General features: G+C 68.1%; 13 protein-coding genes and 2 tRNA genes. 9 read left to right on the forward strand and 6 right to left on the reverse strand.

What is annotated here, in order from left to right:
* Positions 1-142: 142 nt before the first annotated feature.
* Both OG205_RS40150 and OG205_RS40155 read left to right on the forward strand, forming a co-directional pair.
* Positions 143-214, forward strand: a tRNA-Gln gene (locus tag OG205_RS40150).
* A 118-nt stretch (positions 215-332) separates the two neighbouring features.
* Positions 333-405, forward strand: a tRNA-Glu gene (locus tag OG205_RS40155).
* Between the two features lie 532 nt (positions 406-937).
* Here the strand turns inward: OG205_RS40155 and OG205_RS40160 are convergent.
* Positions 938-1,639 (reverse strand): IclR family transcriptional regulator, encoded by a 702-nt coding sequence (locus tag OG205_RS40160; RefSeq protein WP_053736944.1) that lies wholly within the window; start codon positions 1,637-1,639, stop codon positions 938-940.
* A 73-nt stretch (positions 1,640-1,712) separates the two neighbouring features.
* On the opposite strand from OG205_RS40160, the gene leuC reads away from it, so the two are divergent.
* The 3 genes from leuC (at position 1,713) to OG205_RS40175 (ending at position 4,569) form a co-directional block, all read left to right on the forward strand.
* Positions 1,713-3,119: a 3-isopropylmalate dehydratase large subunit gene (gene leuC, locus OG205_RS40165; RefSeq protein WP_330273035.1), complete on the forward strand. Its 1,407-nt coding sequence runs from the start codon at positions 1,713-1,715 to the stop codon at positions 3,117-3,119.
* A 2-nt stretch (positions 3,120-3,121) separates the two neighbouring features.
* On the forward strand, positions 3,122-3,724 hold the full coding sequence (gene leuD / locus OG205_RS40170) for a 3-isopropylmalate dehydratase small subunit (RefSeq protein ID WP_330273036.1): 603 nt from the start codon (positions 3,122-3,124) through the stop codon (positions 3,722-3,724).
* A 188-nt stretch (positions 3,725-3,912) separates the two neighbouring features.
* Positions 3,913-4,569: an HU family DNA-binding protein gene (locus OG205_RS40175; protein WP_330273037.1), complete on the forward strand. Its 657-nt coding sequence runs from the start codon at positions 3,913-3,915 to the stop codon at positions 4,567-4,569.
* 514 nt (positions 4,570-5,083) lie between these two features.
* Here the strand turns inward: OG205_RS40175 and OG205_RS40180 are convergent.
* The gene (locus tag OG205_RS40180) at positions 5,084-6,001 is read right to left on the reverse strand and encodes an NUDIX hydrolase (protein WP_330278329.1); all 918 of its coding nucleotides are present in this window, start codon (positions 5,999-6,001) and stop codon (positions 5,084-5,086) included.
* Positions 6,001-8,274: an RNA degradosome polyphosphate kinase gene (locus tag OG205_RS40185; RefSeq protein ID WP_442916654.1), complete on the reverse strand. Its 2,274-nt coding sequence runs from the start codon at positions 8,272-8,274 to the stop codon at positions 6,001-6,003. Before OG205_RS40185 ends, OG205_RS40180 begins: the two co-directional genes overlap by 1 nt.
* A gap of 322 nt (positions 8,275-8,596) precedes the next feature.
* Between OG205_RS40185 and OG205_RS40190 the strand changes: the two genes are divergently transcribed.
* A complete protein-coding gene (locus OG205_RS40190) occupies positions 8,597-10,129 on the forward strand; it encodes an LVIVD repeat-containing protein (RefSeq protein WP_330273039.1) in 1,533 nt (510 codons plus the stop codon).
* Here OG205_RS40190 and OG205_RS40195 read toward each other — a convergent pair.
* The 3 genes from OG205_RS40195 to cofC form a co-directional block, all read right to left on the reverse strand.
* Entirely contained in the window at positions 10,051-11,217 is a 1,167-nt protein-coding gene (locus OG205_RS40195; RefSeq protein ID WP_330273040.1) for an acyltransferase family protein, read from the reverse strand. The genes OG205_RS40190 and OG205_RS40195 overlap by 79 nt on opposite strands.
* Before the next feature lie 138 nt (positions 11,218-11,355).
* A complete protein-coding gene (locus tag OG205_RS40200) occupies positions 11,356-12,330 on the reverse strand; it encodes a hypothetical protein (protein ID WP_330273041.1) in 975 nt (324 codons plus the stop codon).
* A gap of 46 nt (positions 12,331-12,376) precedes the next feature.
* Positions 12,377-13,000 carry a 2-phospho-L-lactate guanylyltransferase gene (cofC, locus tag OG205_RS40205; RefSeq protein ID WP_330273042.1) on the reverse strand — a complete coding sequence of 208 codons (624 nt, stop codon included), beginning with the start codon at positions 12,998-13,000 and terminating at the stop codon, positions 12,377-12,379.
* Between the two features lie 70 nt (positions 13,001-13,070).
* On the opposite strand from cofC, the gene OG205_RS40210 reads away from it, so the two are divergent.
* Genes OG205_RS40210 through OG205_RS40220 form a run of 3 tightly spaced genes read left to right on the forward strand, consistent with a single transcriptional unit; the run spans position 13,071 to position 15,858 of the window.
* On the forward strand, positions 13,071-13,778 hold the full coding sequence (locus tag OG205_RS40210) for a lysophospholipid acyltransferase family protein (RefSeq protein ID WP_319977636.1): 708 nt from the start codon (positions 13,071-13,073) through the stop codon (positions 13,776-13,778).
* 5 nt (positions 13,779-13,783) lie between these two features.
* Positions 13,784-14,794 (forward strand): NAD(P)H-dependent glycerol-3-phosphate dehydrogenase, encoded by a 1,011-nt coding sequence (locus OG205_RS40215; RefSeq protein WP_330273043.1) that lies wholly within the window; start codon positions 13,784-13,786, stop codon positions 14,792-14,794.
* Positions 14,791-15,858: a cystathionine gamma-lyase gene (locus OG205_RS40220; protein WP_330273044.1), complete on the forward strand. Its 1,068-nt coding sequence runs from the start codon at positions 14,791-14,793 to the stop codon at positions 15,856-15,858. Before OG205_RS40215 ends, OG205_RS40220 begins: the two co-directional genes overlap by 4 nt.
* Positions 15,859-15,917: the final 59 nt, after the last annotated feature.

The following is a 15,917-nucleotide window of genomic DNA, read 5'->3' on the forward strand; positions in this document are numbered from 1 at the left end:
CCGAGACCGGCCCCTACCTGCGTGTATGCGTTCAGGTGGGGGCCGATTTCACTTCTGGTGGGGACGTGGTCTAGTATTTCTCACGGCAGCAACGAGGACCTCGGAACTCCTGCGGGACAACGAAGTCGATCGTGAAAGCCAATGGGGTATGGTGTAATTGGCAGCACGACTGATTCTGGTTCAGTTAGTCTAGGTTCGAGTCCTGGTACCCCAGCTGCTACGGAAGAACTGCCCTCGGGTAAGCTTTCGGAGCTGCTGAAAATAGAATTGAATAGCCGGATTTGGACCGGCCAGAGCGATCTGATAAGGTTCAAACCAGCAAGAAGTTCTAGGGCCCCGTCGTCTAGCGGCCTAGGACGCCGCCCTCTCAAGGCGGTAGCGAGGGTTCGAATCCCTTCGGGGCTACAGAGGTGTCAGAGGCCTGTCTGCGGAGTGCGCAGACAGGCCTCTTTCGTTTGTGTCCTCTGGGGGCCGAGCCCCCAGACCCCCAGCCGGCGGGCTCCGCCCCCGGACCCCCGGCGTGGGTGTGCCCGGACCTTTCGGTTAGCGCTTCGCTTCGCTCGCGTAATGGGTGTTGGCCTCGCTTCGCTCGTCCTGTGATTGCGTGACGGCGATCACCCAATTCGCTCGTGCGCATTCCTGGCTGGCCTGCGACGGGCTTATCTTGGGGCGCCCATAGGCATCTATCCGTCAGGCTGCCGCCCCATTCGCTAGAGGCTCGCTCCGCTTGCCTGCCCGCGTCCCTCTGGCTCGTTCCCGCTGCGGCCCCATCGTCCTATCGACCTTGTCCCTCGCCTCTCTGGCGTTGGGCCGGATGGCCTGGTGCCTGTTGAGACGTGGTTGCCGCGTGTCGTTTGGGATGGGCGGCGTGTCGGGGGTGGAAAAGGCGTCGGCCGCCCTCCCGTTGGGAGGGCGGCCGAGAGGGTGCGTTGGTGCTTTAGAGGCGGCTTTGTAGTGCTTCGGCTGCGGCCAGTAGGTCCGCTGCCCAGCGGGCGCCTGGGCGGCGGCCCATTCGGTCAATCGGGCCGCTTACCGAGACTGCGGCTACTACGGCGCCTGAGGAGTCTCGTACTGGGGCTGAGACTGACGCCACGCCTGGTTCTCGTTCTGCCACGCTTTGGGCCCAGCCTCGGCGGCGGACTTCCAGGAGCGTGCGTTCGCCGTAGACGGCGTCGGCCAGGACTGCGCGTTGGGTGCCTGGGTCTGACCATGCGGCCAGGACCTTGGCGCCTGAGCCGGCTGTCATCGGGAGCCTGGCGCCGATGGGGACTGTGTCGCGCAGGCCTGAAGGCGGTTCTGCTGAGGAGACGCAGACTCGTTGCATGCCGTCGCGGCGGTAGAGCTGCACGCTTTCGCCTGTGATGTCGCGCAGGCGCGGCAGGACAGAGGAAGCGGCGTCCAGCAACGGGTCTGTCGCGCCGCCCGCGAGCTCGGCCAGAGCGGCGCCCGGACGCCAGCGGCCGTCGGAGCCTCGGCGCAGCAACCTGTGCACCTCAAGGCCTACGGCCAGGCGGTGCGCGGTCGCTCGCGGGAGGCCGGTGCGGTTGCACAACTCGGCCAGGCCACAAGGATCTTTTGCTACGGCGTTCAACACGGCCACTGCCTTGTCCAGCACGCCGATCCCGCTATGCTGTCCCACAAGCCGATACTAACTTCCCAGACAGTGAGAAGTCCAGATCTGTCGGCGCGTCCATAATGTGGGAGATGTCGCGATGAGCCGCACGCTCGCGGAGAAGGTGTGGGAGGCACACGTTGTGCGCCACGGAAGTGGTGCGGAGCCGGACCTGCTTTACATCGACCTCCATCTGCTGCACGAAGTCACCAGCCCCCAGGCGTTCGACGGGCTGCGCCTTGCGAACCGCAAGCTGCGCAGGGCCGATCTCACGATCGCCACCGAGGATCACAACGTTCCGACCGTCGACATCGACAAGCCGATCGCGGATCTGGTGTCGCGCACGCAGGTTGAGACGCTCCGGCGCAACTGCGCGGAGTTCGGGGTGCGGCTGCACCCGATGGGGGACTTCGAGCAGGGCATCGTCCACGTGGTCGGCCCGCAGCTCGGCCTCACGCAGCCGGGAATGACGGTGGTGTGCGGCGACAGTCACACGAGCACCCACGGTGCGTTCGGCGCGCTGGCGTTCGGCATCGGCACGTCCGAGGTGGAGCACGTGATGGCGACGCAGACGTTGCCGTTGCGTCCGTTCAAGACGATGGCCATCAACGTCAACGGCCCGCTCGGCGAAGGCGTCACGGCGAAGGACATCATCCTCGCCGTCATCGCGAAGATCGGAACCGGTGGCGGACAGGGCTATGTGCTCGAGTACCGCGGCGACGCCATCGAGGCGCTGTCGATGGAAGCGCGCATGACGGTCTGCAACATGTCGATCGAGGCGGGCGCGCGCGCCGGCATGATCGCACCGGACGACACGACTTTCGACTACATCTCGGGTCGTCCGCACGCGCCGTCCGGCGCGGACTGGGACGCGGCGGTCGAATACTGGAAGACGCTGCGGACCGACGACGACGCGACGTTCGACGCCGAGGTGCACATCGACGCGGCCGAGCTCACTCCCTTCGTCACGTGGGGCACGAACCCCGGCCAGGGTCTGCCTCTGAGCGCGAACATCCCGGACCCCGAGAAGATCGTGGACGAGAACGAGCGCGTGGCCGCCGAGAAGGCGCTGACGTACATGGGCCTCGAGGCCGGTACGCCGCTGCGCGACATCCGCGTGGACACGGTGTTCCTCGGTTCCTGCACCAACGGGCGCATCGAGGACCTGCGCGCCGCGGCGGACGTCATCAAGGGGAAGCACGTCGCTTCAGGAGTACGGATGCTGGTCGTCCCCGGTTCGATGCGGGTGCGAAAGCAGGCCGAGGACGAGGGCCTGGACAAGGTCTTCCTCGACGCGGGCGCGGAGTGGCGGCAGGCCGGCTGCTCGATGTGCCTTGGCATGAACCCGGATCAGCTCGCGCCCGGCGAGCGCAGCGCGTCGACCTCCAACCGCAACTTCGAGGGCAGGCAGGGCAAGGGCGGCAGGACGCACCTCGTCTCCCCGCTCGTCGCCGCCGCCACGGCCGTGCGCGGCACCCTCTCCGCCCCCGCAGACCTGGAGGTCTGACCATGGACGCCTTCACCACCCACACGGGCGTCGGTGTGCCGCTGCGCAGGTCCAACGTGGACACCGACCAGATCATCCCGGCCGTCTACCTCAAGCGCGTGACCCGCACCGGGTTCGAGGACGGGCTCTTCGCCGCCTGGCGCGGAGACGAGCACTTCATCCTCAACCAGGAGCCGTTCAACGCGGGCAGCGTCCTCGTTGCGGGCCCTGACTTCGGCACCGGGTCCTCTCGGGAACACGCCGTCTGGGCGTTGATGGACTACGGCTTCCGCGTCGTCATCTCGTCCCGGTTCGCGGACATCTTCCGGGGCAACTCCGGCAAGCAGGGGCTCGTGGCGGCGGAGTGCAGCCAGTCCGATGTCGAGCTGCTGTGGAAGTTGCTGGAGTCCGAACCCGGCACGGCGGTCACGGTGGACCTCACCGACAAGACCGTTCGCGCCAAGGACTTGGTTGCCCCGTTCGAGATCGACGACTACACCCGCTGGCGCCTTCTGGAAGGGCTCGACGACATCGCTTTGACGCTGCGCCACGAGCCCGAGATCAGCGCATTCGAGGGCAATCGCCAGACTTGGCTGCCCACAACGGATCCGCTTCCGGCCGTCTGAGAGGGGGCCGGATTTACCCCTTGAGAGGGGCGAATCCGGCGCCTCCTGTCCCTCGAAGGGGCGCAATTAGCCACGCCACAACGAAAAATCTGGCGTGGCGATTGGTATTTCTCGCGATTTGGGCCTACCGTTGCGTTCTAGTCGGCCCAGACGCTTATGGGCCGTAAGCGTCCTGGGAGGGACTGACGGTGAACAAGGCCCAGCTCATCGAGGCGCTCGCCGAGCGCCTTGGAGACAAGAAGACCGCCGGCGCTGCTGTTGACGGCCTCGTGGACGTCATCGTCCGCAGCGTCAACAAGGGCGAGAAGGTCAACATCACGGGCTTCGGCGTCTTCGAGAAGCGCGCCCGTGCGGCTCGCACCGCGCGCAACCCGCGCACCGGTGAGACCGTGAAGGTCAAGAAGACCAACGTGCCCGCGTTCCGCCCCGGCTCGACGTTCAAGGACGTCATCAGCGGCGCGAAGAAGCTGCCGAAGGCCGTTGCGGCCAAGGCCGCCGCGAAGCCCGCCGCCGCTGCTGCCGCGAAGCCCGCGGCTACCAAGGCTCCGGCGACCAAGGCCGCGACGACCCGCGCGACGACCACGACGCGCACTCGCACGGCCGCGGCCGCCACCAAGGCGCCCGCGACCCGTCGCACCACCACGGCCGCCGCGGCGAAGCCCGCTGCTGCCAAGGCGCCTGCGAAGGCGACCGCCACCAAGGCTGCCGCCAAGCCGGCCGCGGCTGCGAAGGCCACCACGGCCCGCAAGCCTGCTGCCGCCAAGACGACGGCTGCGGCCAAGCCCGCTGCGAAGACCGCGGCTGCGAAGCCGGCTGCTCGCAAGACGGCTGCCAAGAAGAAGTGAGACGGGCCTCCTGAGGGAGGCTGCGTCACTTCAGGAACCACGCGGAAGGCCCCGGTGTGCGCACACCGGGGCCTTCGTGTTTTTTTGCCGCTGCTCCGCAGACGGCGGCGAGTTCGCCGGGAAGTCGGTCGAACTCGCGGATTGGGCGCGAGGCCAAGAACGCCTGGCAGGCCTGGAACATGGCGGAGGCGGCGGGGAGGCCGCATGCCTGGAGAGCCGTTCCATTCGCCCCAAGCCGGGGGAGAAGGCTGTGCCAAGGCTCAGGAAACGTTCAGCCGGAGACAGCCCGCCCGCGGCACGGCTTTGATGCGCCACTCAGAATTCCGGAACCCGGCCTGGAGGATTGCCCGGCGAGGTTCCTCCGAACCCCCGGCCCGCCAATAGAAATAACGCCGGCATGCCTGCGAACGCCCCCGGTGCAAGCGAAACCGCCGCCTTCCGGCCCGACTTGGTTGCCACAGGCGAACTTTCGTCAGAGCGGGAAGACGGCGGCTGAAAACGTCTGCAACAGCGGCTAGGGACGCGGCAGCGGCGAGGCCAGGTAGTGCGCCGACACCAGGGTTGGCCAGCCAGAAGGCGAGTCCGAAGTGGACCACGTGCCGAACGGCCTGGTGAAGGCCAGCACCCACGCGCTGCCCTTCTTGCAGGGGATTTCGTCGAGCCGCAGCCCGCCCATCTCCGCCAGCGACTGCACGACGGACGGAATCACGCCGCCCTGTGAGGAGACGACCGCACGACCTTCGAAAGCGGCCACTTCAAGCAGGCGCACCAGACCGGCGTCCGGGTCGGGCCAGTAGCCCTCCTCCGACAGTCGATACTCCTCGACCATCTCCACGGACAGGTCGGTTGCCACGGCCCGCACGGTGTCCGCGCAACGCACCCTGGGCGCGGTGTGGACGCGCACCGGTGCCCACAGGGGCAACAACGTGCGCAGCGCCGCGGCCTGGCGCCAGCCCGCGTCCGAGAGCGGGCGGAGGTCGTCGTCGCCGTCCCACTCGGAACGCTTCCCCGCCTTCGCGTGCCGCACCAGCACGACCAGCAGCAGGTCCGCCGGCAGGCGCGCGAACTCCGCCAGCACGTCCCGGTCAGGTTCGTAGGTCAGCAACTCCGACGCCTCGGCGACCGGCAGCCACCGCAGAACGTCGACCTCTTCGTTCGGTGCGAACGAACCGGAAACGGCCTGAGCGGCGTAGTAGTCGACGGTCTTCGGCACGCCTTTCACCGAATACGACACCTGCCGGAGATGGCGGCCGAGCACGCAGGAGAAGCCCGTCTCCTCCTCGATCTCCCGCACGGCGCAGGCGGGAATCGTCTCTCCGGGGTCGAGTTTGCCCTTCGGCAACGACCAGTCGTCATAACGCTGACGGTGCACGACCGCGACTTCGACGTTTCCGTCCGCATCGCGCCAGAGCACCGCCCCAGCAGCTTTGATCACCCAAGAGCTCCGTGCTTGTGCAGCAGTTCCATCTGATGGTCCCGCACGGACGAGCCGTCCGACGGCGAGGCTTCCCATTCTCCGTCAGCGCGCAGAACCCAGCAGCGCGTGTGCGGGTCGAGTGCGGAGTCGAACATGTCGCCCAGTTGCTTGGTCAGGCGTGGATCGGCCACGCGCAGGGCGACCTCGACGCGGCGGTCCAGGTTGCGGTGCATCATGTCCGCGCTGCCGATCCAGTACTCCTCGGCGGAGACGAAGTGGAAGACGCGCGAGTGTTCTAGGAACCGGCCCAGGATCGAGCGCACCTGGATGTTCTCCGACAGTCCCTTGATACCCGGCTTCAGGCCGCAGATGCCGCGCACGACGATGTCGACGGGCACACCGGCCTGCGACGCCCGGTACAGCGCGTCGATGACCTGCTCGTCCACGAGCGAGTTCACCTTGATACGAACACCGGAGGGCTCGCCCGCCTGCGCGCGCTCGATCTCCAGGTTGATGCGGTCGACGATTCCCTTGCGGACGCCGTAGGGAGCGACGAGCAGCGAGCGGTACTCGTCCTGGCGCGCATAACCGGTCAGCACGTTGAAGAGGTCGGTGAGGTCCGCGCCGATCGTCGGCTCGGCCGTCAGGATGCCGACGTCCTCGTACAACCGCGCGGTCTTCGGGTTGTAGTTGCCGGTGCCGATGTGGCAGTAGCGGCGGATCGTCGAGCCTTCCTGGCGCACGACCAACGACGTCTTGCAGTGCGTCTTCAGGCCCACCAGGCCGTAGACGACGTGCACGCCCGCCTTTTCCAGCGCCCGCGCCCACTTGATGTTCGCCTGCTCGTCGAAGCGCGCCTTCAGCTCCACCAGCGCCACGACCTGCTTGCCCGCCTCGGCCGCGTCGATCAGCGCGTCGACGATCGGCGAGTCGCCCGAGGTGCGGTACAGCGTCTGCTTGATGGCGAGCACGTGCGGGTCGGCCGCGGCCTGCTCGATGAAGCGCTGCACGGACGTGGAGAACGAGTCGTACGGGTGGTGCACGAGAACGTCACCCTCGCGCAGCGTCGCGAAAACGCTCTTCGGCGTCTCGCGCTCCCCGAACGCCGGGTGCGTCGCCGGCACGAACGCCGGGTCCTTCAACGTCTTGCGGTCGATGCCGTAGAGCTGCCACAGGCACGACAGATCGAGCAGGCCGGGCACGGTCACGACGTCGTGCGGGTCGACCTCCATCTCCCGCAGCAACAGTTCGAGCATGTGCTCGGTCATGTCGTCGGCGACTTCCAGCCGCACCGGCGGGCCGAACCGGCGCCGCGCGAGCTCGCGTTCGAGCGCCTGCAACAGGTCCTCGTCGCGGTCCTCCTCGACCTCGAGGTCCGCGTTGCGCGTCACGCGGAACGCGTGGCACTCGATGACCTCCATGCCGGCGAACAGCTCGCCCAGGTGCGCGGCGATGAGTTCCTCCAGCGGCAGGAAGGTCGCGGAAGTGGACGACCGGTCCCCCTCCACCCGCACGAGGCGCGGCACGTTGTCCGGCACCTTCACGCGGGCGAACCGCTCGCCGCCGCCCTCGGGATCGCGCACGGTCACCGCGAGGTTCAGCGACAGCCCCGAGATGTAGGGGAACGGGTGCGCCGGGTCGACCGCCAGCGGCGTCAGGACCGGGAACACCTGCTCGCTGAAGTAGTTGGAGAGCCTCAACCGGTCGTAGTCCGTGAGGTCGCCCCACGTCACGATGCTGATCCGGTGCTCTTCCAGACCAGGCCGGATGTGGTCGAGGAACGTGCGGGCGTGCTGCTCCACGAGTTCCTGCGTGCGCTTGGAGATCGACACGAGCTGCTCTTGCGGGGTGAGCCCGTCCGCGCTGCGGACCGAGAGACCGGTCTCCGCGCGACGCTTCAGGCCCGCGACCCGGACCATGTAGAACTCGTCCAGGTTCGAGGCGAAGATCGCGAGGAACTTCGCGCGCTCCAGCAACGGCTGCGAGGAGTCCTCGGCCAGGGCGAGCACGCGGGCGTTGAAGTCCAACCAGGACAGTTCACGGTTGAAATACCGGTCGTCCGGCAGGTCGGTCGGTATCGCGCTCGACGTCACGGCGGGCGGTGCGGAAGGCACGCCGCGCAACGGAGCGGCGGCCGTGGGCCCCCGTTCGACCTTCGCCCGCGTCGTGGACACTCGCCGGGTCGCCGCGCGAGGCTGCTTGCGCGGGGTCGCCGCTTCCGCCTTCGCACGCGAGGCGCGGCGTCGCGAGGGGGTCGCCTTACCGTCGTTGTCGTCGTCCTTGCTCACGTCACGCATTGTGGCGCACTATCGCCGTGAGCGCCCCCAAGCAGGACGTCCGTCTGGTGAACTCCTCGTCACAGAACAGGCATGCGAAGAGCGGTAACGGCCCCGCCGGGACTACGTTCGAGGGTCACCCGCTGCCCCGGACGCAGCATTCGCCAGCCACCCGCCGTGACGGCTTCGGCACTCACGTCGACGAGAACGCCGTCATCACGCAGAACGACGGCAGAGCCGTCACTGTTAAAATTAGACACGGTCGCCTGCACGGACCAGAACCCTAGACGTTCGGACCTACACGTCTTCTTCGGCGCGCTGCCAGGGTCGATTCATGAAGGTTATTGCCACGATCACCGCGGCGACCCTGTTGGCCTTCACCACGGCAGGACTGGCTTCGGCTGCCTCAGCCGAACCCAGGACACCGAAGGTGGACAAACCACGACTGCAGGCGGCGGCGAAGAACGTCCGCCTGAAAGCCTCACTTCCCGGTACCGAACGGGCCATCTCGATCGCGTTCGCCCAGTACGGCAAGCGCGACGTGGCGTTCGTGAGCATGGAGACCGGGCTCAAGACGTTCGACGTCACCGACCTCGACAAGCCCAAGCTCCTCGACCACCTCACCAAGGAGGAGATGGCGCTGCCGGGCGACGACCCGACGAAGCGCTTCTGGGAGAACGAGGACATCAACGTCGACCCGAAGCGCAAGCTCGCGTTCCTGGCGCGCGAGGTCAACTCGTTCGGGCGCGCACTGCCCGGCGACCGCCCGACCGGCAACTACATCGTGTCCGCTGTGGACCCCGCCGACCTCAAGATCCTCAGCTTTCACCGGCAGAACACCGGTCACACGAGCACCTGCGTCAACGACTGCCAGTTCCTCTGGACGGCAGGACTGGACAGGTCGGACGCCAAGACCGGGCGGATCTTCGTCACCGACATCCGCGATCCGAAGACCCCGAAGGAACTTCCGGTCTCCGTCGACGTCCGCGGCAAGGCCGGCGAGGGGAAGATCACGCACGACGTCCAGGTCGACGCCCAGGGAATCGCGTGGGTCGCGGGCGATGACGGCACCCGCGGCTACTACACGCAGGGCTGGCACCGCGACCCGTTGAGCGGCAAGTACCGCGAGGCGAAGGCGTGGGATCCCGTCGCGTACGCGGGCGGAACGGTGCCGAAGGCGGACATGCCGACCTCGTTCACGCACAACTCGTTCCGCCCGATCGGCCGCACGCTGCTCGACGGTCCGTTGCCCACGCGCGAGAACCCGCCTGGCTCACTCCTGCTGCACACCGAGGAGGCGTTCGGTTCGCCCACCTGCAAGACCGAGGGCCGGTTCGTCATCTCCTCGCTGCAGGGCACGCACAACGGTGAGGGCTGGGGCGAGCAGCCCAAGGAGATGAGGACCGTCGGCATCTGGAGCCCGGACGACCAGGAGGGCACGATCCCCGGCGACGTCACGTGTTCCGCGCACTACTTCGACGTGCAGAAGAGGATCGTGGCCTACTCCTGGTACAACCAGGGCACGAGGTTCCTCGACATCTCCAACCCCGCCAAGCCGATCCAGATCGGGTACTGGCGGCCGGACACCGCGACGTCGTGGGCGCCGTACTGGCACCGCAACACCGTGTTCGTGGCGGACATCTCGCGTGGCGTCGAGATCCTTCAACTGGAGAAGGGCGCCTACGAGGCGCAGGCGAGCGGCACCCCCGTGACGCTCACCGCGCACCACGCCACGGAACTGGCCAGGGAGAGCGACCGGGAACCCGTGCCGCTCGCCCCGAACCCGTTCTACGGCTGGGCCTGCCCGATGGTCGCGAGCCGCGACGACTCGGACTGCGGCGTGGGAGCCTGCGGCGCACCCTGCTGAGCGAGACCTGCCCTGACGGCGGCTTTCGCGCGCTGGCGGGTGATCACGCGCCGGCCGAGGTTGATCATCGGGATCTCCACGGTCACGTAGAGGACACTCGCCAGCGCCAGCCCCAGTGCCGTGACCACGACGGACTGGCCGAGACCGAACAACGCGGGCCAGAAGAACGCGATGATCGTCGCGGCGATCGTCTGGACCAGGTAGAGCGAGTACGAACGCTCGCCGACGAACTGCATCGGCTTGGTGGACAGGAAGGTCGTGGCCGGTCCCGGCGCGACCATCGCGGTCAGCAGCACCGCCGTCGCGAGCGCGTACACCGGGATGACCAGCACGTGACCGGGAATTCCGTTGATCCCGTCGAGGAAAGCGGCGATCGGTTTCACGCTCAGGTGCACCGCGACGAATCCCGCGGCGACGACCACCTGCGCGACCCGGTTCGTCAGTGGGCGCAGCAGGGCGAATCCGCGCGGGCTGTGCAACGCGATGGCGAGCAGCACGCCGGTCAGGATCGAGAAGTAGTGCAGCGGCCAGCCGGGGTTGCTGTGCGACGCCGTGAAGTTCACGACCACCAGCGCGAGCAGCATGCCCAGGACGGCGGCACCGGCGCGGCGCCGCAGCACCACGGTGCCCAGCGCGATCGCGACCAGCGGCCAGACCAGGTAGAACTTCTGCTCGATGCCCAGCGACCAGGACTGCCCGTACGGGCTGGCGCCGGCGAACTCGTTGGTGAACGTGAGGAAGTACTTGAGTGCGGAGCCGATCCCGTTGCTGAAGAACGTGCCGGCGATCGCGGACGCCACGACGGTCACGAGCAGGAGCACGAAGTAGACCGGCAGAATCCGGAACGCCCGCCGCAGGTAGAACTCACCGAGCGAGATCTCGCCGGTCCTGGTCTCCTCGCGCAGCATCAGCGTGGTGATCAGGAATCCGCTGAGGACGAAGAACATCTGGACACCGGCCCAGCCCTGGAGCCAGTCGGGGCCGCCGTAGTGGAAGAAGACGACCAGCACCGCGGCAATGGCTCGCAGGCCGTCGAGGGCGGGAAAACGGCGCAACGCCAGGTAGTCGGCGTGCGTCAATGAACTCATGCAGGTACACCTCAGGACAACGCGTCGGGGAACGACGTCGGGGGATACGTCGTTTGCAGCAGGGGATACGGATGTAAAGGTGCCGGGGTTCCCCGTTGAGTTGCTTGAACCAACACTTTCGTGGCGTTCGTCACGGCCTTAACACCTGCGCAGCGGTGAAAGCTCCGAGAGCGGCGCGGTGGCCGCGACGCGCCATCCTTGCTGCGTAAGCACTCCGCCGTGGACTTCCAGCCAGTACGCGCCTTCGGTCGTGTGCATGGTCGCGCCGCTGCGGATGTCCGTGACGTAGGACGACCCCGAGACCCACGACACGAAGTCCCCGCTGACCCGCGGGAACAGGATGCCCTCGCTCGTCGGCGTGAGCTTGATCCCGGCCAGGTCACGGGGTTCCGGCCAGCCGTCGCGCCACCCGCGCAGCTTGTCGCCCTGCGTCCACACCACCGTGCGGCCATCGGATGCCACGCTGGTGCCGGGGGTCGCGTTCGCCAGCTGTTCCGGCAGCGCTCCCTCACCGCGGAACTTCCCGTCCTCCTGCCAGATGACCGCGTCGCCGAAGAACACGGGAGTCTTGCCCTGGCCGACGATCCTGTCCTTCTTCTTGGCCAGGTCGTAGAAGTGCACGCCCGCACGGTCCGACCAGGCGGCTTTGCCGTTGTGCACCACGGCACCGTAGCCGCCGATCTCGGCGGGTGCGCCGTCGTTGCGCGAGTCCCACACGTAGGTCGTGGTGGCGAGGTTGGCCGGGTTCGGCGTGGTGGAGAACGTCACCCAGCGGCCGTCGAACTCGACGCCGAACACCTGCCCGTCGTTCTGCATCGCGACCACCTGCTGGCGTTTGCCGTGGTCGCGCAGCACGAGTTCGGTGGTCCTGTTGCGCGTGGTCTTCACCAGCGTCGTGCCGCCGTCCGCGTCCGCCGCGACCACGATGACCTTCTCGTGCGAGCCCGCCTCTGTCGTCGTGCGCGACAGCAGGTCCTTCCAGTCCTGGGGCAGGTCCACCCCGCACGTGCTGAGGTTGTTCTCGGCCCTGTAGTCGGGCGGACGGTCGATCGGATAGGCGGCCACACAGCCTGCGAGCGCAGTGACGCCCGCCAGCGCGATGAGCGCTCGCATCAGTCTCCCCAAGTCGTGATCATCCGGGAAGACGCGTGAGGACTGCTCAGGTTGTCCAGGCGGGCAAGGCGTTCGCGGTGTGAGTGCCGAGGCCGAGCATGAGCGCGAGCCGTAGGTCTTCTTCCGTGTCCACGTCACAGCGCAACGACGGCCACGCGCCGATCAGCGCGACCGCACCGGAAACGCGGTGGTGCCCTGCCGACCCGACGCCGAACCTCGGGTCGAGTTCTCCGCCAGGCGCGGCGAGGAGCAGCGTCGTGCCGGTGCCCTGACGGTCCGGGACGAACGCACGTCGGCTGGCCGAAGCTTCGAGCGCGGCCTGCAACTCGTCGGGCCGGAGCGCCGGCAGGTCCGCCTGGAGCGCGCCGATGCGGGACGAGCGGAGCGTGCGCGCGCCGTGCTTCAAGGCCGAGTTGAGACCGGGCTCGGCGGGTTCCGGCAGCGACTCGACACCGAGAGCGGCCATTTCGGACGCGACGGCCGGATCCGATGTGATCGTGACCACTCGGCGGACGCCGGGGGTGGCGATCGCGGCGCTCACCGTGTCGAGGGCGAGCGCGAGCGCCAGCGCCGCGTGTGAGACCGGATCTCCGCCGGTCGCGCTGGTCAGCCTGGTCTTGGCCCTGTCGAGGGTCTTGACCGGGACCACTAGGTCAACTTCATCCCGCACCTCGCCATAGTCCACGATTCGCGGACTACTGTGCTCTCGGGCGCAGATCTAGCAGGTGAGGAGAGGCCTCGTGGCCAACAGGGAGAAGGGCGGCTTCTGGGTCGGGGTCGCCGCGGCGATCGTCTACCCCATGTCGTTCGTGCTGGGCAGGCACCGGATCCTGCACGGGGAGCGCATCCCGCGCCAGGGGGCGGCACTGCTCGTCATGAACCACATCTCGCACCTCGACCCGTGCTACGACGCCGTGTTCGTGCACCGCAACTACCGGGTGCCGCACTTCCTCGCGAAGCACAGCCTGTGGAACGTGCCGATCATGGGCCGGATCCTGAAGGGCGCGAACCAGATCCCCGTCTACCGAGGCACCACGGACGCCCAGCAGAGCCTGCGCGAGGCGCACAAGGCGCTGGCGACCGGTCAGATCGTGGTGATCTACCCCGAGGGCACGATCACCAGGGACCCCGACGGCTGGCCCGCGAACTCCCGCACCGGCGTGGCCCGGCTGGCACTGCAGCACGACGGCCCGGTCATCCCCGTCGCCCGCTGGGGCACGCTCGACCTCTACAACCACTACGCGAAGAAGTTCCGGCCGTTCCCGCGCAAGACGATCACGCACTTCGTCGGCGAACCGGTCGACCTCTCCGCCTACCGCGGCAGGGAGGAGACGCTCCCGATGTTGCGCGAGGTCACGGACCTGCTGATGGGCGCGGTCAAGGAGCACCTGGCCGAGGTGCGTCAGGAGCCGGCCCCCGAGGGCTTCTACGGACCCAGGAAGGCCTGAACACCATGCCGATCGAACGTGTTGCGGTGCTCGGCTCCGGTTCGTGGGGCACGGCGTTCGCGAAGGTCATCGCGGACTCCGGTCCCGAGGTCGTGCTGTGGGCGCGGCGTCAGGACGTCGCGTCGGAGATCACCGAGACCCGCGTGAACTCCGGTTACCTGCCCGGCATCTCGTTGCCGGCCAACCTCACGGCCACCTCCGACCCGGCGAAGGCGCTGGACGGGGCGGACGCGGTGGTGCTGGCCGTGCCGTCGCAGACGCTGCGGGTGAACCTGTCGGCGTGGAAGGAACTGCTGCCACCGGACGCGACGCTGGTGTCGCTGTCCAAGGGCGTCGAACTCGGCACGCTCAAGCGGATGAGCGAGGTGATCCGCGAGGTCGCCGGCGTCGACGAGTCGCAGGTCGCCGTGGTGTCCGGGCCGAACCTGGCCAAGGAGATCGCCGTCGAGCAGCCGACCGCGACCGTCATCGCGTGCACGGACCACGACCGCGCGGTCGACCTGCAGCACGCGTGCTCGAATTCGTACTTCCGTCCGTACACCAACACCGACGTGGTCGGCTGCGAGCTGGGCGGGGCGTGCAAGAACGTCATCGCGCTGGCGTGCGGCATGGCCGCGGGCATGGGCTACGGCGACAACACGATGGCGTCGATCATCACGCGCGGCCTGGCCGAGACGGCACGGCTGGGCGCGGCGCTGGGTGCCGACCCGCTGACGTTCGCGGGCCTGGCCGGACTGGGCGACCTGGTGGCGACGTGCGCGTCGCCGTTGTCGCGCAACCGGTCCTTCGGCGAACGGCTCGGGCGTGGTGACACTCTCGCGCAGGCGCAGGAAGCCGCGCACGGACAGGTCGCCGAGGGCGTGAAGTCCTGCTCGTCGATCCGCGAACTCGCGGCGGCGAACGGCGTCGACATGCCGATCACCGAAGGCATCCATCAGGTCTGCCACGACGGGCTGAGCGTGCGGGACCTCGGTGCCGCGCTGCTGGGCCGCGACCGGAAGCACGAACGCCAGTGAGCCCCGACTTCGGGGACGGCACGCGGGTCGTCCACGCCGTTTCAGGCGAGCCAGGGGATCCGTTCGGCGCGCAGCCGGTGTTCGCGTCGGCGTACCACCTGGGCGGCGAGGACTACTACGGCCGCGCCGGCAACCCGACCTGGCGGGCCCTCGAATCCGCTCTGGGGTCTTTGGAGGGCGGGGAGTGCGTCGTCTTCCCGTCCGGGATGGCGGCCATCTCGACGTTGCTGCGGACGGTTCTGTCCACTGGGGACACTCTGGTCGTCCCGTCGGACGGTTACTTCCTGACCAGGAAGTTCGTGTCCGAAATGGACGTGAACGTGGTCGAGGTGCCGACGGCAGGGCCGTACCCGTCCTTCGAGGGTGCCCGGCTGGTCCTCCTGGAGACGCCGTCGAACCCCGGTCTGGACGTCTGCGACATCGCGGAGCTGGCCTCTCTGGCGCACGCCGCCGGCGCGTTGCTGGCCGTGGACAACACGACCGCGACGCCGTTGGGACAACGACCGCTGGAACTGGGCGCGGACATCGTCGTGGCCTCGGACACCAAGGCGGTCGCCGGCCACAGCGACGTCCTTTTCGGACACGTGACGCTGGCTTCTCCCGAGCTGGCGGCGAAGGTGCGGGACGCGCGGACGATGAGCGGCGCGATTCCCGGGCCGTTCGAGACGTGGCTCGCGTTGCGCGGCCTGGGAACCCTGGATTTGCGGCTCGCTCGGCAGGCGGAGAACGCGGCGGCGATCCACGCGTTGCTCAAAGGCCGGGTCGCCAACCTGCGCTGGCCGGGCGCGTCGGACGATCCCTCGTACCTCGTGGCGGCGCAGCAGATGCGGCGGTTCAACGGCGTGCTGACGTTCGAACTTCCGGACGTGGCCGCCGTGGAGGAGTTCCTGTCGCGTTCGAAGCTCGTGTCGGCGGCGACGTCGTTCGGCGGCCTGCACTCGACCGCGGACCGGCGGGCCCAGTTCGGCGACCCGGTGCCCGAGGGCCTGGTGCGCTTCTCGGCCGGCTGTGAGGACACTCGAGATCTGGTCGCGGACGTGTCCCACTCCTTGGGACTGGATTGACGGAGGGTCCCGGTTTCGGGACCCTCTCCACCATGTCCTTCAACGCATGTTGCTGTTGT

The organism is Lentzea sp. NBC_00516, from assembly GCF_036346835.1.
GTDB lineage: Bacteria > Actinomycetota > Actinomycetes > Mycobacteriales > Pseudonocardiaceae > Lentzea > Lentzea sokolovensis.

Coding starts and splice junctions, on each gene's coding strand:
- leuC (WP_330273035.1), top strand. CDS start 1,713: ATGAGCCGCACGCTCGCGGAGAAGGTGTGGGAGGCACACGTTGTGCGC.
- leuD (WP_330273036.1), top strand. CDS start 3,122: ATGGACGCCTTCACCACCCACACGGGCGTCGGTGTGCCGCTGCGCAGG.
- OG205_RS40190 (WP_330273039.1), top strand. CDS start 8,597: ATGAAGGTTATTGCCACGATCACCGCGGCGACCCTGTTGGCCTTCACC.
- OG205_RS40195 (WP_330273040.1), bottom strand. CDS start 11,217: ATGAGTTCATTGACGCACGCCGACTACCTGGCGTTGCGCCGTTTTCCC.
- OG205_RS40200 (WP_330273041.1), bottom strand. CDS start 12,330: ATGCGAGCGCTCATCGCGCTGGCGGGCGTCACTGCGCTCGCAGGCTGT.
- OG205_RS40215 (WP_330273043.1), top strand. CDS start 13,784: ATGCCGATCGAACGTGTTGCGGTGCTCGGCTCCGGTTCGTGGGGCACG.